General features: G+C 72.5%; 13 protein-coding genes and 1 riboswitch. Of the genes, 8 read left to right on the forward strand and 5 right to left on the reverse strand.

Translation table 11 applies throughout. The features are described from left to right. Positions 1 to 17: 17 nt before the first annotated feature. Positions 18 to 2,708, reverse strand: coding sequence for a DNA mismatch repair protein MutS (gene mutS / locus VEA98_RS09720; protein ID WP_324813539.1), 2,691 nt, complete (start codon positions 2,706 to 2,708; stop codon positions 18 to 20). A 299-nt stretch (positions 2,709 to 3,007) separates the two neighbouring features. Continuing rightward, a riboswitch (cobalamin riboswitch) is annotated at positions 3,008 to 3,203 on the forward strand. A gap of 136 nt (positions 3,204 to 3,339) precedes the next feature. Here mutS and VEA98_RS09725 point away from each other — a divergent pair. After that, on the forward strand, positions 3,340 to 5,190 hold the full coding sequence (locus tag VEA98_RS09725) for a TonB-dependent receptor plug domain-containing protein (protein ID WP_324813541.1): 1,851 nt from the start codon (positions 3,340 to 3,342) through the stop codon (positions 5,188 to 5,190). On the opposite strand, the gene VEA98_RS09730 is transcribed toward VEA98_RS09725, so the two are convergent. The 3 genes from VEA98_RS09730 to VEA98_RS09740 form a co-directional block, all read right to left on the reverse strand. After that, positions 5,174 to 6,079 carry an aldo/keto reductase gene (locus tag VEA98_RS09730; RefSeq protein WP_324813543.1) on the reverse strand — a complete coding sequence of 302 codons (906 nt, stop codon included), beginning with the start codon at positions 6,077 to 6,079 and terminating at the stop codon, positions 5,174 to 5,176. The two genes, VEA98_RS09725 and VEA98_RS09730, sit on opposite strands and share 17 nt — an antisense overlap. Before the next feature lie 88 nt (positions 6,080 to 6,167). Further along, the gene (gene recQ / locus VEA98_RS09735; RefSeq protein WP_414642168.1) at positions 6,168 to 8,057 is read right to left on the reverse strand and encodes a DNA helicase RecQ; all 1,890 of its coding nucleotides are present in this window, start codon (positions 8,055 to 8,057) and stop codon (positions 6,168 to 6,170) included. A gap of 23 nt (positions 8,058 to 8,080) precedes the next feature. Beyond that, on the reverse strand, positions 8,081 to 8,542 hold the full coding sequence (locus tag VEA98_RS09740) for an OsmC family protein (protein WP_324813547.1): 462 nt from the start codon (positions 8,540 to 8,542) through the stop codon (positions 8,081 to 8,083). A gap of 110 nt (positions 8,543 to 8,652) precedes the next feature. Here VEA98_RS09740 and rpe point away from each other — a divergent pair, with 110 nt between their 5' ends. The 5 genes from rpe (at position 8,653) to VEA98_RS09765 (ending at position 13,087) form a co-directional block, all read left to right on the forward strand. Further along, positions 8,653 to 9,339: a ribulose-phosphate 3-epimerase gene (gene rpe / locus VEA98_RS09745; protein WP_324813550.1), complete on the forward strand. Its 687-nt coding sequence runs from the start codon at positions 8,653 to 8,655 to the stop codon at positions 9,337 to 9,339. Further along, positions 9,336 to 11,147, forward strand: coding sequence for a heparinase II/III family protein (locus VEA98_RS09750; RefSeq protein ID WP_324813553.1), 1,812 nt, complete (start codon positions 9,336 to 9,338; stop codon positions 11,145 to 11,147). The genes rpe and VEA98_RS09750 overlap by 4 nt, the downstream gene beginning before the upstream one ends. 77 nt (positions 11,148 to 11,224) lie before the next feature. Continuing rightward, a complete protein-coding gene (locus VEA98_RS09755) occupies positions 11,225 to 12,121 on the forward strand; it encodes a co-chaperone YbbN (RefSeq protein ID WP_324813556.1) in 897 nt (298 codons plus the stop codon). An 11-nt stretch (positions 12,122 to 12,132) separates the two neighbouring features. Further along, the gene (locus tag VEA98_RS09760; protein ID WP_324813558.1) at positions 12,133 to 12,792 is read left to right on the forward strand and encodes an LON peptidase substrate-binding domain-containing protein; all 660 of its coding nucleotides are present in this window, start codon (positions 12,133 to 12,135) and stop codon (positions 12,790 to 12,792) included. Between the two features lie 100 nt (positions 12,793 to 12,892). Beyond that, positions 12,893 to 13,087 carry a Trm112 family protein gene (locus tag VEA98_RS09765; protein WP_324813561.1) on the forward strand — a complete coding sequence of 65 codons (195 nt, stop codon included), beginning with the start codon at positions 12,893 to 12,895 and terminating at the stop codon, positions 13,085 to 13,087. 49 nt (positions 13,088 to 13,136) lie between these two features. On the opposite strand, the gene VEA98_RS09770 is transcribed toward VEA98_RS09765, so the two are convergent. Then, positions 13,137 to 14,390: a UbiH/UbiF/VisC/COQ6 family ubiquinone biosynthesis hydroxylase gene (locus VEA98_RS09770; protein WP_324813563.1), complete on the reverse strand. Its 1,254-nt coding sequence runs from the start codon at positions 14,388 to 14,390 to the stop codon at positions 13,137 to 13,139. Between the two features lie 126 nt (positions 14,391 to 14,516). Between VEA98_RS09770 and VEA98_RS09775 the strand changes: the two genes are divergently transcribed. Further along, positions 14,517 to 16,874 (forward strand): FtsK/SpoIIIE family DNA translocase, encoded by a 2,358-nt coding sequence (locus tag VEA98_RS09775; RefSeq protein ID WP_324813564.1) that lies wholly within the window; start codon positions 14,517 to 14,519, stop codon positions 16,872 to 16,874. A 177-nt stretch (positions 16,875 to 17,051) separates the two neighbouring features. Next, positions 17,052 to 17,684, forward strand: a complete 633-nt coding sequence (locus VEA98_RS09780; RefSeq protein WP_324813567.1) for an outer membrane lipoprotein carrier protein LolA — start codon at positions 17,052 to 17,054, stop codon at positions 17,682 to 17,684. Positions 17,685 to 17,817: the final 133 nt, after the last annotated feature.

The following is a 17,817-nucleotide window of genomic DNA, read 5'->3' on the forward strand; positions in this document are numbered from 1 at the left end:
ACACGGCCGGCGCCCGGCTAGCTCTTGATCGCCTTGAGCCGGTACAGCGCCTCCAGCGCCTCGCGCGGCGACAGTTCGTCCGGCTCGATGGCCGACAGGGCGTCCGTCAGGGCCGAGGACGGCGGTGGCGCCGGCGGCTCAGCGACAGCGAACAGGGGCAGGTCGTCGAGGCTGACCGCAGCGGATTTCTCGCCCTCCAGCCGGTCGAGCACCTCGCGGGCGCGGCTGACCACGGCCGCGGGCACGCCGGCCAGCCTGGCCACCTGCACGCCATAGGACCGGTCGGCGGCGCCGGGCGCGGCCTCGTGCAGGAAGACGAGGTCGCCGTTCCACTCCCTGGCCCGCATCGACAGATTGCAGACGTGGGCGAGACGCGTCTCCAGGCCCGCCAGCTCGTGATAGTGGGTGGCGAACAGGGTGCGGGCGCGATTGCGGTCGTGCAGGGCTTCGGCCACGGCCCAGGCGATGGCGAGGCCGTCATAGGTCGCCGTGCCGCGGCCGATCTCGTCCAGCACCACGAAGCTGCGGTCGGTGGCCTGGGTCAGGATGGCGGCGGTCTCGACCATCTCCATCATGAAGGTGGAGCGGCCGCGCGCGAGGTCGTCGCCGGCGCCGACGCGGCTGAACAGCCGGTCGACGACACCCAGCCGCATGGACCTGGCGGGCACGAAGGCGCCGGCCTGGGCCAGCACCACCAGCAGGGCGTTCTGGCGCAGGAAGGTCGACTTGCCGGCCATGTTCGGGCCTGTGACGATCGACAGGCGGGCGCAGCCGGCGCCGGAGCCGTCCAGCCGGCAGTCGTTCGGGGTGTAGGGATCGCCCGCCGACTTGACCGCCGCCTCGACGACGGGGTGGCGACCGGCGACGACTTCGAAACAGGCGGTGTCGTCGACCAAGGGCCGGACCGCTCCGACCTCCTCGGCCCACTCCGCCAGGGCGGCGTGGGCGTCCAGTTCCGCCAGCGCTTCGGCGACGGCCTGCAACGGCTGGGCCAGCGATTGGACCGTGCGCCGCCAGGTCTCGAAGGTCTCGCCTTCGATGGCGAGGGCGCGGTGCCCGGCCTGGCTGATCTTCGCGTCCAGCTCCGACAGTTCGACGGTGGTGAAACGGACCTGGTTGGCGAGGGTCTGGCGGTGGATGTAGGGGCTGTCGCCGGTCGGCCGCAGCAGGGGTTCGGCGGCCTTGGCGCTGGCCTCGAGGAAATAGCCGAGGACCGCGTTGTGGCGAATCTTGAAGGGCACGCCGGAGTCCGCGACCGCCCGGGCCTCCAGATCGGCCACCACCCGGCGGCTGTCGTCGCGCAGGCGGCGCGCCTCCTCCAGTTCGGGCCGATAGCCGGGGGCGACGAAGCCGCCGTCGCGGGCCAGATGCGGCGGCTCGCCGACCAGCCCCTCGGCGAGATCGACCAGCAGCCGCCCGGTCTCGGGCGACAGGGTCAGGCGGTCGAGGCAGGCCGACAGCCGCGCCGGAGGGCCGGTCAGCGGATCGCGCTCCGGCGGGAACAGGCCGGCGATGCCTTCAGCCACCGAGAGGCCGGTGCGGATCGCCGCCAGATCGCGCGGGCCGCCGCGCCCCAGCGCCAGACGCGACACGGCGCGGGCCACATCGGGCGCGGCCTTCAGACCGTCGCGCAGGTCGCGGCGCAGATCGCGGCGCTCCAGCAGCCATTCGACCGCGTCGAGGCCGTGGTTGATCGCCGTGGTGTCCCTCAGCGGCCGGGCGATGCGTTCGGCCAGGGCCCGGGCCCCGCCGGCGGTGACCGTGCGATCGATGCAGGCCAGCAGCGAACCGTCGCGCTCGCCGCGCTGGGTGCGGTCGATCTCGAGGCTGAGGCGCGTCGCCGGGTCGATGGCGAGGAAGCCGGTTTCGCCCGAGCGTCGCGGCGGCGACAGGGCGGGGATCTTGCCGGCCTGGGTGGTTTCCAGGTAGGCGGCGATCAGTCCCAGCGCCGAGACTTCCGCCTCCTCGAAGGCGCCGTAGCCGTCCAGCGAGGCGACGCCGTACAGCCGCTCGACGCGGACCCGCGCGCCGACCGGTTCGGTCAGCGCCTGCGGCAGGGCCTGGACCACGCCGCCCGAACCGTCGAGGGCCGCCTTCGCCGCCTCGTCTGAGAACAGCCGGTCGGGGACCAGCACTTCGGAGGGCCGGAACGAGGCCAGGGTGGCGGCGAGGTCGTCCAGCGAGCAGGCCACGACATCGACGGACCCGGCCGACAGTTCGACCACCGCCACGGCGGCGCGGCCCTTGCGGATCGCCACCGCCGCCAGCCGGTTGGCCCCGCGCGCATCCAGCAGGCTGTCTTCGGTCAGGGTGCCCGGGGTGACGACGCGCACGATGTCGCGCTTCACCACCGCCTTGGAGCCGCGCTTCTTCGCCTCTGACGGCGCCTCCAGCTGTTCGCAGATGGCCGCCTTGAAGCCCTGCCGGATGAGCCGGGCCAGATAGCCGTCCAGCGCATGGACCGGCACCCCGGCCATGGGGATGTCCTCGCCCTGATGCTTGCCGCGCTTGGTCAGGGTGATGCCCAGCGCCGCCGCGGCGATCTCGGCGTCCCTGAAGAACAGCTCGTAGAAATCGCCCATGCGGAAGAACAGGATGGCGTCCGGCGCCTGCGCCTTGGCGGCGAGGAACTGAGCCATCACCGGCGTCACGCCCTCGGTGGACGGCAGCTCGGCGGCTTTCGGCGGATGGGCGAGGGGGGCGTTCATATGAGCGGCGCAAGGTGACGGATTGCGGGCGCCCCCTCAAGCGTTCCCTTGCGCCATCCTGTCAGGGTGCGGTCGGGAGTGCTGGTTCGTCACAACGAACACAAAGGAACAGGCACGAAGGACACGACGGGACCGGCGCCGAACTCGCGCGCAGCGCCTTCAGCTCCACGGGCGTCGAAACGCCTGCGGCGCCTCCGCCGGGTCCCGTCGTGTTCTTTGTGGCTTTCTCTTCTTCGTGCTCGTTGTGATGAACCAGCTGGCGGCGGGGCCTCGCTGCTTGTCTGAAAGGCGCGTCCCTGCGACAAGCGGCTCAGGCGGTTAAGGGAACGCGGTCCAACACCGCGGCTGTGCCCGCAACTGTAGGCGGCGAGGCCGTCGTCCGGTCCGGAGAGCGATCTCCGGCGTCACTGGCGCATCCTTCGGGAGAGCCGGGAAGGCGAGGACGGCGGCTTTTGACCCGCAAGCCAGGAAACCTGGCCGCCGACGTCGCTCGTCCGCTGTCCGGGACCAGGCAGAGGCGCGGTGATCCGTCGAGGCGACCCGACACCTGCGCCGTTCCTTGCGGGACGGGTCGGTCGCCTTATCCACGTCGCCGCGATGCGCTCGCGCGGGGACGACGGAGACATCGCCGATGCGAGTCCAACACGCGCGATCCCTGCTTCTCGCCACCGCCGCGGCCGTATGCCTGCCGCTGTCGGCCCAGGCCCAGGCGGCCGACGACCCCGACGACGCCCTGCCCGAGGTGGTGGTCACCGCCACCCGGCTGCCGGCCATCGTCGCCGACACGCCGGGCGCCCGGGTCATCGACCGGGCGACCATCGACCGCCGCGGCGCGGTCTTCGCCGCCGATATCCTGAGCGACGTGCCGGGCCTTTCGGTGGTGCGTTCCGGCGCCTTCGGCGGGGTCGCCCAGGTGCGGATGCGCGGGGCGGGGCCGGGCAAGACGCTGGTGCTGGTCGACGGGGCGCCGGTCAACGATCCGGCCGAGGTCAACGGATCCTTCGATTTCTCGGGCCTCGAGCTGTCCGATATCGAGCGCATCGAGGTGCTGTCGGGGCCGCAGTCGTCGCTGTGGGGCTCGGACGCCATCGGCGGGGTGATCGCCTTCACCACGCGCGAGCCCGACGGGCTGGCGCTGGATGCCGAGGCGGGGTCGTTCGGGACCGTGCGTGGCCGGCTGGCGGGCGGCGTCTCGACCGGGCGCTCCAGCTTCGGGGTCTGGGTCTCACGCTTTGCTGCCAACGGCATCTCCGCCGCCGACGCGGCGGACGGGAACACCGAGACCGATGGCTTCAGATCGACCACCGCCGGCGCGCGGGGTCGCCATGCCCTCGGCGAGACCCTGTCGGTGGACGGCGCCATCCGCTGGACCCAGGGCGAGGCCGAACTCGACGGCTATCCCGCGCCGGCCTTTGTCCTGGCGGACACCGCCGACAGCCAGACGAGCGAGCAGTGGTCCGGCTTCGGCCGCCTGCGCTTCGAGGCTCTGGGACTGTCGCACCAGGTCAGCGTCTCGGCCTCGGACATCGCGCGGGAGACGGTTTCGACCTTCCCGTCAGAGTTCGAGGCGGACCGGCAGGCGTTCCGCTGGCAGGCCGGGGGCGAGGCGGCGGGGGTCGCCTTCGTCATCGGGGCCGAGCGCGAGGCGACGCAGGGCAGCCTGTCGACCGGGCTGACGGAGGCGCTGGGGACCACTTCCGCCTTCGCCACGGCGCGGGTCGAGCCGTCGCAGCGTGTGAGCCTGTCGGGCGCGCTGCGCGTCGACGACACCGACGACTTCGGTTCGAAGACGACCGGCCGGGTCTCGGCGGCGTTCGACGCCGGCGCGGGCGTCACCCTGTCGGCGGCGTATGGCACGGGCTTCAAGGCGCCGTCGATCAGCCAGGCGGTGTGCGACTTCTGCTTCTCGGCCCAGCCGTTTCCGGTTCTGCGGCCGGAGACGGCGGAGGGCTATGAGGCGGCGATCGGCTGGGCCTCGCCCGACGGGCGGATCGAGGGGCGGGTCACCGCCTACCGGCTCGAGGTCGAGGACCAGATCACCTACGTCTTCGATCCGGCGACGTTCGACAGCGTCTACGTCAATGTGGCCCGGACCGCGACCGACGGGGTCGAACTGGAAGGCCGCGCCCGGCTCGGCGGCGGCTTCGATCTGAGCCTCGCCTGGGCGTGGACCGACGCGCGCGACGAAAGCACCGGGGCCCGGCTTCTGCGCGTGCCGGAACGGGCGGGGTCCGCGACTCTGGGCTGGACCGGCGAGCGGCTGTCGGCGGCGCTGACCGTGCGCGGCGAGAGCGATCAGGAGGATGTCGGCGGGGTGCGCGAGGCCTTCGTCACGGCCAATCTGAACGGGTCGTACGCCCTGACCGACCAGGTCTCGCTGACGGCGCGCATCGAGAACCTGGCGGACGCGCGGTATCAGCAGGTGTTCGGCTATGGCGAGCCGGGCCGGTCCGCCTACGTCGGGGTCAGGCTGCGCTACTGACGCGGCGCAGGCCGGCGGCGGCGACCGTCGCCGGCTCCAGCTGCAGGGCGGCCCAGTCCAGCGCCGGGGTCGGGGCGTTGGCGGCGGCGACCACGGCGCGCAGCTCGGCGGCCGAGGCGACGCTGGCGATCACCGCCGACACCTCGGGCAGGCTCATGGCGTAGGCGAGGGTGGCCTGCATCGGATCGATCCGCGCCTCGGCGAGGCGGCGGCGGATCCGCGACAGGGCGTGGGCGTGGCCGGCCATTTCGGGCGGCAGCGGCTCGCCGCTGATGAACAGCAGGCCGTCGGCGAACACCGAGGTGGCGTGGACCGCGACATCCAGCGACGCCAACTCCGCCAGCACGCCGGTGTGCTGGGCCCGCTGGTCGAGCAGGTTCAGGGGGAGCTCGACGACGTCGGGCTGGAAGCGTCGCGCCAGCAGGGCCGGGCCGTCCTCGATGGCGGCGCGGAAGCCGATGTGGCGATACAGGCCCCGCGCCTTCAGCGCTTCGAGCCGGTCCCACAGGGCGCGGCCCTCGGCCCCGGCCAGATCCCCGGCGCAGGAGACCAGCAGGGTGTCGCCGCGGGGCAGGCCGAGCCGCTCCAGCGAGCGGCGGGCTCGGGCCTCGACGCGGTCGACGCCTTCGGTGATCGGCACGGTGCGGACCGTGACGCGGAACGGAGACGGGAAGGGCCAGGCCTGGCCCAGCTTGCGCTCGCCGTCCCCGTCCGGCTTGGTCGCCACCAGGGTGACGCCGGCGTCGGCGGCCGTCTGCAACAGGAACCGCAGGGCCTCCTCGCGCGCGCCCGCGGGAAGCGGGGCGTAGGAATTGACCGCGCGGACGGGCTCATGGACGACCGCCACGGCCAGTTTGTCGATCGGAGAAGGGGCGCGGTTGGGGAGCACCTCCGGACTGTGACGGTGAAAGTTTAAGGCCCCCCTTCCGAGACCTTGACCGAATCTTACCGCGGGAACGCCGGTCGCCCGTTTTGGGTCAGGCCGCCTGCCGGCCCAGCACGTCGAGTACGCCCTTGCCATACCGGTCGAGCTTGGTCTGACCGACCCCCGGAATGTGCGACAGCCGCTCCAGGTCGCCCGGCTCGGCCATGGCGATTTCCAGCAGGGTCCGGTCCTGGAAGATGACATAGGGCGGCACCCGCTGCTCCGCCGCGCGGTCGCGCCGCCAGGCCCGCAGCGTCTCGAAGCGGGCGCGCACGTCGGCGTCCATCGTCTCCAGCGCGGCGTTGCGGCCGGTGCGGGCGCGCTCGCGCGTGGCCGCAGCCCGGGCCGGCGCCAGGCGGACCTCGATCCGGCGCTCGCCGCGGTAGACGGCGCGCACCGCCTCGGCATCGCCCAGTCTGACCAGCGGTTTGCCCTCGTTGGGGTCCTCGACCAGCAGGCCCTCGAACATCAGGTGGTCCAGCACGTCGCGCCACGTATGCAGGGCGGTGTCGGCGCCGATGGCCCAGGTGGAGAGACCCGTCTCCCACGGCTGGGCGTCCTTCGTCTTGCCGAGCAGATGGTCGATGATCCGGCCGCGTCCGAAGCGCTCGCCCAGCCGCTGGACCGCGGCCAGCGCCTTCTGGGCCTGGACGGTGGCGTCGAACTGCGCCGGCGGGTCCTGGCAGATGTCGCAGACGCCGCACGGCCGGGCGTCGGCCTCGCCGAAATAGCGCCGCACCGCCTGCGGTCGGCAGACGGCCCCGTCCAGCATGGCGAACAGCTGGCGCGCCTTGCGCACCTGCACGGCCTTGACCTCTTCCGCCATCGGCCGTCCTTCCAGCCGCCGCAGCGTCCAGGCGATGTCGGAGGGGCCATACAGGGTGACGCCCTCGGCCGGTTCGCCGTCGCGCCCGGCCCGGCCGATCTCCTGCCAGTAGGCCTCCAGCGAGCCCGGCGGATCGGCGTGGATGACGAAGCGGACATCGGCCTTGTCGACCCCCATGCCGAAGGCGATGGTGGCCACCATCACCGCCCCGTCCTCGGCGAGGAAGCGCTCGAGGCGGCGGTCGCGATCGCGCGCCTCCATGCCGGCGTGATAGGCGATGGCGTTGGTTCCCGCGTCCCTGAGCGCCTGCGCCACCCGCTCGCAGCCGTCGCGCGAGCCGCAATAGACCACGCCCGACTTGCCGCGCCGCTGGCGGACCAGTTCGATGACGGCGGCGTCGGTGCGGGCGCGCGAGCCGTTCTCCTTGCGCACCGCCGAGAGCTGCAGGTTCGGCCGGGCGAAGCTGTCGACCACCACCCGCGCCTCGCCGAGGCGCAGCGAGCGGACGATGTCCTCGCGGGTGCGGGCGTCGGCGGTGGCGGTGACCGCGATCCTCGGCACGTCGGGGAACAGTTCGGCGAGCCGCCCCAGCGTCCGGTAGTCCGGGCGGAAGTCATGTCCCCATTGCGAGACGCAGTGCGCCTCGTCGATGGCGATCAGCGACAGCGGCAGGTCGCGCAGCCGATCGATCAGGTGGGGCTGAGCCAGTCCCTCTGGCGAGACATAGAGCAGGTCCAGCTCTCCGGCCCGCGCCGCCCGCCAGATCTCCGACCGGTCGTCCAGCGACACGCCGGAGTCCAGCCGCGCCGCCGCCACGCCCTGCTGTTTCAGCGCCTCGACCTGGTCGGTCATCAGGGCGATCAGGGGCGAGACCACGAGGCCGAGGCCCGGCCGCAGCATGGCCGGGATCTGGTAGCAGACGCTCTTGCCGCCGCCGGTCGGCAGCACCGCCAGCACGTCGCGGCCGGCCAGCACTTCGGCGACCACCTCGGCCTGGCGGCCGCGGAAGTCGGCGTGGCCCCAGACCCGCTCCAGCGTCGCCCGCGCCTCCGCCAGCGACGGCGGGGCGGCGATGGTGACGGATGAATCGGCGGGCATGGCCGCCTTGTGCCTCATTTGTTCCGGTCTGTGAACGCCTGTCAGCGCGGTTCGACCGTCACCGCGGCCCGGATCGAGTTGGCGATGTAACAGGCCTCGTGGGCGCGGTGGTGCAGGTCGCCGAGTGCCGCCGGATCGGGTCGGTTCTCGCCGGAGAAGGCCGCGGCCGGGCGCAGGGTCACCGCCGTGATGGACACCCGCCCGCGGTCGTCGCGGCCGAGCTCGCCGCTGGCCTGGTCGCGGTAGTGATCGACGACGAAACCGTCCTTTCGGGCGAAGGCGAGGAAGAACAGCATGTGACAACTGGACACGGCGGCCACCAGCGCCTCCTCCGGATCGACAGCGGCCGGGTCGGACATCGGCGCCGGCACGCTGGACGGCGCGGAGGAGCCGCGCACCACCGCCCCGCCGTCGAAGCGCCAGTCGTGGGCGCGGGCGTACTGGTTGTCGGAAAAGGCTTGACCCTCCCGGCTCCATTCGATGACGGCGAGGTGTTCGCTCATGACGGGTCTCCGCTGTCGCGTGGGGCAATGACTGAACCGTGTAGCTCCGGCGGCGGCGGAAACCCAGCCCGCGCCTTGCTACGGCCCGCGACCCGCCTTATCCCCGGACCATGCCCGCGCCCCTGATCTGTCCGTCCATCCTCGCCAGCGACTTCGCCCGTCTCGGCGAGGAAGTCGCCGCCCTTGAGGCCGCCGGCGCCGACTGGGTCCATGTCGATGTCATGGACGGCCATTTCGTGCCCAACATCACCATCGGTCCCGAGGTTGTGAAGGCGCTGCGTCCGCACACGAAGCTGCCGTTCGACGTGCATATGATGGTCGCGCCGGTCGATCCGTGGCTGGAAGCCTACCGGGAGGCCGGGGCGGACTATCTGACCGTCCACCCCGAGAGCGGACCGCACCTGCACCGCACCCTGGGCCGTATCCGGCAACTGGGCGCAAAGGCCGGCGTGGTGCTCAATCCCGGCACGCCTCTGTCCGTGCTGGAGGAGGTCGTCGATCTCGTCGACCTGGTGCTGCTGATGTCGGTCAATCCGGGCTTCGGCGGCCAGTCCTTCATCCCCTCGACCCTGCGCAAGATCGAGCGCACCCGCGCCGTGCTCGACGCCGCCGGCTCGGCGGCGCACCTGCAGGTCGACGGCGGCGTCACGGCGGCCAACGCCGGCGCCTGCGTCGCCGCCGGCGCCGACGCCCTGGTCGCCGGCACGGCGGTGTTCCGCGGAGGCCCCTCCGCCTACGCCGACAACATCCGGGCCCTGAAGGCCGCTCAAAGCCCGGCGGCCCAAAAGCCCGCATGAGCCCGCTCGGCCCCTTCTCGCGTCCCGAGGCCGACGCCCCGCAGCCCGGCGCCATTCCCGGCCTGCGCGGCGCCCCGATGCGCACCCCGGTCCGCACCACCGACGCCGCCACCGGTCCGGGCCTGTGGCCCGCCGTCGCCGGCCGCCTGCTGACCCGTCAGCTGTGGGTCGAGCTCTACGGCCTGCCCGGCTACGCTCTGACCCTGAAAGGCCGCGTCGCCCAAGGCTTCGCGGCCACGCCCCGCGACTTCCGGCCCGTCGATCCCGCGACCGGCAAGACGGTCCTCGGCGGCAAATTCATCCTCGCCGGCTCCAGCCTCGAGGCCGCCGCGCCCGAGGATCCATGGAACCGGCCCAGCCCGACGCGCGCCTTTGCGGTGGAGCTGCACGCCTTCGCATGGCTGCCGTCGCTGATGCTCGAGGGCGAGCGCGGCGCGCGCGAAGGCCTGCGGCTCACCCTGGGCTGGGCGACGGTCTTCGCTCGCTGGTCGCCCTTCGCCTGGGATCCCGCCATTCTCGCCCGCCGCACCTTCAACCTCGCCTGCGCGGCGCGGCGCATGGGCCAGGTGGCGACCGAGGCCGAACGGGTGCGGCTGGCGGACGTGCTGGGGCGTCAGGCGCGGCAGCTGCTGCGGCCGCCCGGCGGCGTGGCCGGCAGGGCCGAGCGCCTCGTCGCCGCCGCCGTCGCGGGCTGCGTTCTGGCGGGCGCCCCCGGCGCCGCGCTGCGCCGCAAGGCCCTGCGCCGCCTCCCGGCCGCCCTCGCCCGCACCGTCGGCGAGGACGGCGGCCACGCCTCGCGCAGTCCCGAGGCCGGACTGGAGCTGCTGCTTGACCTGCTGAGCCTCGAGGACGCGCTGGCGCAGCTGTCGGAGGCGCTGCCCGATCCGGTGCGCTCGGCCATCCGGCGCCTGACCCGGGCGGCGCGCTTCTTCAGTCTGCCCGACGGGCGGCTGGTCACCCTGCAGGGCGGCGGACCGTCCAACCCCGCGCGGGTCGCGGCCGCCCTCGCCCACGACGAGGCCGACGGCGCCGAGCCGCCGAGCGGGAGCGTCGGAGGCGTCGCCCGCATCCGCAGCCCTCTGCTCACCGTCGCCGCCGACGTCGCCGGTCCGGCCCGGGCCGGCTGGTCGTCCGCCGCCTGCGCCCAGCCGCTGGCGCTGGAAATCGTCTGCGGGCGGGACCGGCTGGTCACTGGCTGCGGCTGGACCCCTCGCGCGGCCGACCGGCAGGGCCTCCGCCTCGCCCCCGGCCACACGACCCTGACGCTGGGCGAGAGCTCGACCGGCGCGCCGCTGGGCGGCTGGAAGGGCGACCTGCTCGGCCAGCGCCTGATCGGGCGGCCGCTGCACGTTGAGGTCCATCGCCGCGATGGCGAGGGCGCGGTCTGGCTCGAGGCCGAGCACGACGGCTGGGTTCATGACTTCGGCCTGCTGCACCAGCGCCGCCTCTATCTCGACCAGAGGCTGGACGAGCTCCGCGCCGAGGAACGGCTGCATCCGGCGCCGGGCCAGAAGGACGTGGTCCGCGCCATCGCCGCCCCCTACGCCGTGCGCTTCCAGCTCGAGCCGGGCGTGCAGGCCTCGCTGGCTCGCGACCGCCGCTCCATCCTGCTGCGGGGCCATTCCGGCCGCGGCTGGTGGTTCCGCACCGATGGGCCGGACGTGGCCATCGAGCCGTCGGTCCATGTCGACGAAGGCCTGACCCGGCGCTCGCTGCAGATCGTCGTGCGCGGCTCGGCCCGCACGGATTCCGAAACCAAGATCCGCTGGAAGCTCAGCCCCGCCGGCGCCGGGGGGGATCCCACCTGATCGGCCCTTGAGGCGGGCGTCCGCCGCGACCATCTTCGCCCTGCCGCGTTAGGCCCTCACACCCCAAGGACCGCTCGATGAGTTTCGCCGACCCCACCACCCTGCCTGACGACCTGATCAAGGACGGTTCCGACGCCGGCTTCATGGCCGATGTCGTCGAGGCGTCGAAGGTCCAGCCGGTGCTGGTCGACTTCTGGGCGACCTGGTGCGGGCCGTGCCGGACCCTGACGCCGATGCTGGAGAAGGCGGTCCGCGCCGCCGGCGGCGCCGTCAAGCTGGTCAAGATCGACGTCGACAAGAATCCCGCCTACGCGGGTCAGCTGCGCGTGCAGTCGATCCCCACCGTCTACGCCTTCGTCAACGGCCAGCCCGCCGACGGATTCCAGGGCGCGATCCCGGAAAGCCAGCTCAAGGCCTTCATCGACAAGCTGACCGGCGGCACGAGCGCCAACTCCGACATCGAGCAGCTGATGTCGATGGGCGAAGAGTCGCTGTCGCTGAACGACCTCGGCGGCGCCGCCCAGGCCTTCGCCCAGGTGCTGATGCTGGAGCCGGCCCACGAAGGCGCCGTGGCCGGCATGGCCCGGGTCTATCTGACCGACGGCGACGTCGACCAGGCCCGCCAGACCATCGCCATGGCCCCCGCGGACTCGAAGAACGCCAAGGTCCAGTCGGTGCGCGCCCAGCTGTCGCTCGCCTCGGCGGCCCCGAGCGGCGCGAGCGCCGAGCTGGAGACCCGGGTCGCCGCCGATCCCTCCGATCATCAGGCCCGCTACGACCTGTCGCTGGCCCAGGCCGCGGCCGGCGATCTGCAGGGCGCGGTCGACAGCCTGCTCAAGATCGTCGCCGCCGATCGCGAGTGGAACGACCAGGCCGCCCGCAAGCAGTTGCTCGTCGTGTTCGAGGCGGCCGGTCCGGCCTCGGAGATCGCTCGCGACGGCCGCCGCCGCCTGTCCTCCATCCTGTTCGCCTAGGGGAGACGCGCATGGCGCAGGGCTATGTCAGGGCCGCCGACCTGCCGCAGGTCATTCCGGTCTTTCCCCTGCCGGGCGCCATCCTGCTGCCGCGCGGTCAGCTGCCGCTCAACATCTTCGAGCCGCGCTATCTGAACATGATCGATGACGCCATGGCCGGCGACCGGATCATCGGCATGATTCAGCCGCAGGCCGGCTCGCGCGTCACGCCCAAGCTGTCGCCGGTCGGCTGCGCCGGTCGGATCACCAGCTTCGCCGAGACCTCGGACGGCCGTTATCTGATCACCCTGACCGGCTGCGCCCGCTTCCGCCTCGCGGTCGAACTGCCGACCCAGACGCCCTACCGCCAGGTGCGCGCCGATTTCTCGGCCTTCGAGGCCGATCTCGCCGCCCCGCCGGTCGATGATGTCGGCCTCGACCGCGACGCGTTGCTCGACGCCCTGCGCGCCTATCTGGAAACGCGGGGCCTCGACATCGACTGGGACACCGCTGAGACCGCCCCGCCCGAGGCCCTGATCAACAGCCTGTCCATGGCCCTGCCGTTCGAGCCGTCGGAGAAGCAGGCGCTGCTGGAGGCGCCCAGCCTGACCGACCGTTCCGACGTCCTCACCGCCCTGATGACCATCGACGCGGCGGATTCAGGTGACGGGGATGCGCCGTCGATGCAGTGAGGCCAAGGTCCAGGGTCCAGGGTCTAGCAGGTTATCGGCAGATGGCCCCGGCCGCACTCTTCCCTAGCCCCTAGCCCCTAGCCCCTATACCCTTCCCGCCATGTCCGACGCCTTCCAGACCCCCGCCTCCGTCGACCCCCGCCTGCTTGAGGTGCTGGTCTGTCCCGTGACGCGCGGGCGGCTGACCTATGACCGTGAGCGACAGGAATTGGTGTCCAAGGGCGCCAAGCTGGCCTTCCCGATCCGCGACGGCGTGCCGATCATGCTGGCGGATGAGGCGCGGAAGCTGGACTGAAGTCGCGCGCGCTCAAGCAGCGAGCGACCGCGTCGCGAGCGTTAGCGCCCTAAAGACTCATGCCGCGCAGCAGCCGGGGCAGGTCGCCGGTCGCGCCGCCGGCCTCGTGCATGAAGGCGCGGCGCAGGGGGGCGAGGCGGTTGACGGCGGCGATGCCCAGATCGCGCGCCAGCCGCACCGGGGCGATGTCGTTGGAGAACAGCCGCACGAAGCCGTCGAAGCCGGCGGCCAGCGCGGCGTTGTCGAAGCGCCGCCAGCGGGCGTAGCGGTCCAGCACCGTCTCCGAGCCAATGTCCTCGCCGATGCGCAGGGCCTCGATCAGCACCTCGGCCAGGGCGGCGGCGTCCTTCAGACCCATGTTGAGCCCCTGTCCGGCGACCGGGTGGACCGCGTGGGCGGCGTCGCCGATCAGGGCGGTGCGCGGCGCGGTCAGCTGCTCGGCCAGCTGCAATGACAGCGGGTAGACGAACCTCGGCCCCACCACCGAGACATCGTCGAGGAAGTCTCCGAAGCGCCGCGTCAGGTGGGCGTGGAAGGCCTCGTCCGAACAGGCCTTCAGCGCCTCGGCCCGCCGCGTCGTCTCGGTCCACACCAGGCTGGCCCTCTGCTCCGTCAGGGGCAGGATGGCGAACGGGCCGGAGGGCAGGAAATACTCGTGGGCGACATTGCCGTGGTCGCGGCCCATCCGCACCGTGGCGACCACCCCGCTCTGGCCGTAGCCCCAGCCGACCGTGTCGATGCCCGCTTCCCGCCGCACCCGCGAGCCGCGCCCCTCGGCCCCGACCACCAGCGCCGCCTCGATCACGGAGCCGCCCGCCAGGGTCACGGCCGCGCCGCCCGGACCGGGCTCGACGCGCTCGACCGAGGCCGGGGCGCGGACCTCGATGCCCGCCGCCGTCACCGCCTCGGCCAGGGCCGAGCGGATACGGCGGTTCTCGACCATGTAGCCGAGCGGCTCGCCGTCGGTGCGGTCGCCGATCTCGTCGGCGTCGAAGCGCAGGAAGGCGGACGAGGCGGCCCGTGAGGCCGCGCCCGGCCGCCGTCCGTCGGTGACCAGGATGCGATCCATGCGGCAGGCGTGGGGCCTGAGCGCCGTTCCGACGCCGAGCGCGTCCAGCATGCGGAAGGTGGAGAAGGCGATCGCCGTCGAACGGCCATCGAAGGTCGGCGCCAGCTGGGCGGAGAACGGTTGCGGATCGACCAGCCCCACCTTCAGCCCGCCCTGGGCCGCCGCCAGGGCGAAGGTCGCGCCCGCCATGCCGGCTCCGGCGATGATCACGTCGTGGCGGTCGCTCTGGCTCATGGCTCCTGTTTCGCGCCGCCGGGAGCGCCCGTCCAGCGCCGTGACGTCGCGGTGGGTAAACAGCCTCTTAACCCTGCCCGGGCGACAACCGTCGGAGTCCCGTTTCGCCGGAGTTCGCCGCCCGCCATGTCCGCCGCCCTCGCCCTCGGCCAGCGCGCCTTCGAGAGCGCCCGCATCGTCTGGGCCGCGCCGTTCGTGGTGCGGTTTCGCGGCGTGCTGCAGGCCCTGCTCGCAGCCCTGCTGCTGGCGGCCCTGATCTCGTGGAACCCGGCCGATCCCAGCCTCAACGCCGCCTCCTCGGCCGCCCCGACCAATTGGCTGGGCCTGAACGGCGCCCTGTTCGCCGACCTGTTCATGCAGTCGCTGGGACTGGCCGCCTGGCCCGCCGCCCTGCTGCTGATCGCCTTCGGCCTGGCCGGGGCGATCGGGGACGCGGTCCAGCAGCGGCTCAAGCCGTCGCCGCTCAAGGCCCTGGCCGCGACGGTCGGCGTGCTGTCGCTCTCCGCCGCCCTCTCGGCGCTGGCCCAGCCCGCCGCCTGGCCGCTGGCGGCCGGGCTGGGCGGCCTGTGGGGCGACGCCCTGGTCGGCCTGGTGCGGATGGCTTTCGAGGCCCTGCGCCTGCCCGGAGCGGCGATCGGCGCCGCCGTCCTGTTCCTGCCGCTGGGTCTGTGGAGCCTCGGCTACGCCATCGGCCTGCGCGCCTCCGACCTGCGGGACGGCCTCGACTGGGCGCGCGGTTCGCGCCGCTCCGTCCCGCCGCCGGTCGCACGTCGCAGCGCCAAGGCCCCGCCGCGGCCCCGGCCCGCGCCCGAGCCGGACGACTACGCCCCCGTTTCCCTCGACGCCGACGACGGGCCGCCGTGGCAGGAGCCGCTTCCCGCCCGCAATGCGCCCGAGCCCAAGGTCGCCGCGACCAAGGCCCCCAAGGCCTCGCGCCGCGAGATCGACGACAGCCAGGCCGCCTTCGACTTCGCCCGTCCCTCGACCGGCTTCGACCTGCCGCCGCTGGGGATGCTGACCAAGCCCGCCAAGCGCGTCGCCTCGGTCGACGAGGAGGCGCTGAAACAGAACGCCAAGATGCTGGAGGGCGTGCTGCAGGAGTTCGGCGTGCGCGGCGTCATCGACCAGATCCGCCCCGGTCCCGTGGTCACTCTCTATGAGCTGGTGCCCGCCCCCGGGGTGAAGCACGGCCGCGTCGTGGCCCTGTCGGACGACATCGCCCGTTCGATGAGCGCCCGCGCCTGCCGCATCTCGGTCGTGCCCGGCCGCAACGCCATCGGCATCGAACTGCCCAACGCCAAGCGCGAGACGGTCTATCTGCGCGACCTGCTGGCCTCGGCCGAATACGACAAGCCGGCGCATCTGCTGCCGCTGGCGCTGGGCGAGACCATCGGCGGCGAGCCCTATGTCGCCGACCTGGCGCGCATGCCCCACCTGCTGATCGCCGGCACCACCGGCTCGGGCAAGTCGGTCGGGGTCAACGCCATGATCCTGTCGATCCTCTACCGGCACAGCCCGGCCGAGTGCCGCTTCATCATGATCGACCCCAAGATGCTGGAGCTCAGCGTCTACGACGGCATCCCGCACCTGCTGGCCCCGGTGGTCACCGATCCGAAGAAGGCCGTCGTCGCCCTGAAATGGACCGTACGCGAGATGGAGGACCGCTACCGGCGGATGTCCAAGCTCGGGGTTCGCAACATCGCCAGCTACAACGAGCGCGCCCGCGAGGCCCAGGCCAAGGGCGAGCATTTCGAACGCACCGTCCAGACCGGCTTCGACGACCAGGGCCGCCCGGTCTACGAGTCCGAGAAGATCCGCCCCGAACCCATGCCCTATCTGGTCGTGGTCATGGACGAGATGGCCGACCTGATGCTCGTCGCCGGCAAGGACGTCGAGGGCGCGGTGCAGCGTCTGGCCCAGATGGCCCGCGCCGCCGGCATCCACCTGATCATGGCCACCCAGCGTCCGTCGGTGGACGTCATCACCGGCACCATCAAGGCCAACTTCCCGACCCGGATTTCCTTCCAGGTCACTTCCAAGATCGACAGCCGCACCATCCTCGGCGAGCAGGGCGGCGAGCAGCTGCTGGGTCAGGGCGACATGCTCTACATGGCCGGCGGCGGCCGCATCACCCGCCTGCACGGCCCGTTCGTCACCGATCAGGAAGTCGACGAGGTCTGCAAACACCTGCGCTCGCAGGCCGAGCCCGACTATCTCGACCTGATCACCGACGATCCCGACGGAGACGGCGACGCGGGCGGCTTCGACGAGGGCGGCGGCGGCTCCGGGGACGATCTCTACGACCGCGCCGTGGCCGTGGTCACCCGCGACCGCAAGGCCTCGACCTCGTACGTCCAGCGCCGCCTGCAGATCGGCTACAACCGCGCCGCCTCGCTGATCGAGCGGATGGAGCAGGAGGGCGTGGTCAGCCCCGCCAACCACGCCGGCAAGCGCGACATCCTCGCCGGTCCGCCGCCGATGTAGCCTGCCTTTCGGGCAACGGAGACGGGCCCGCCGCGTTAGCTAGGGCCGCCGTCCGCCGGGCGATGCTGAACAGGGCTTCATCGGAGCGCCTGAATATGGTCAGGCTGGGGTCACGCCCTCGCCAGACCCGTTCCGCAAGACGGCAAGTCCCAACCATCCCGAACGGGAGAAGACATCATGACCGTCTCACGCCGCGCTTTCGCGCTCGGTTCCGCCGCCCTCGCCGCTGTTGTGGCCCTGCCGGCCCACGCCCAGTCGAACCTCTCGGCCGAGGACCGCGCCGTCCTCGCCCGCGCCCAGACCTATCTGCAGGGCCTGACTTCGGCCCAAGGGACCTTCGTCGAGACCTCGGGCGCCCAGCGCCGGGAAGGCCGCTTCTACCTGCAGCGTCCGGGCAAGATGCGCTTCGAATACACCAACCCGGCCGGCCTGCTGGTCGTCTCGGACGGCAACAACGTGAAGCGCTACGATCCGCGCCTGAACACCTTCCGTCAGGTGCCCCTCAGCCAGACCCCGCTGTCGACCTTCCTCGCCCGCACCGTGCGGCTGGACCAGGGCGTGCGCATCGACCGCGTCACCCGCATGGACTCCGGCGCCTTCGCCATCACCGCCCGCGACTCGCGCCGCCCCGGCGACGGTTCGGTGGTGCTGGCCTTCGCCGGCAATCCGCTGCGGCTGCAGGAGTGGACCATCATCGACGCCCAGGGCGGCCGCACCCGCACCCAGCTGACCAGCCTGCGCCCCGCCTCCGGTCTGGCGGCCAGCCTGTTCCAGCTGCGCGACCCGACCCAGCGCCCGCGCCGCAACTGATTCCCCCGGCGGGCGAACTCACCTTGACTTTTTCCGCCGGCCGTGTTGTTTTGGCCACAGATCGGCGGGAGCCGGTCTGACCCGCTACGGATTTCATCCCCTTCCCGGCGGCGAGAGAGACGAACCTCTGAAC

The organism is Brevundimonas sp. (genome assembly GCF_035627055.1).
In the GTDB taxonomy this organism is placed as follows: Bacteria; Pseudomonadota; Alphaproteobacteria; order Caulobacterales; family Caulobacteraceae; genus Brevundimonas.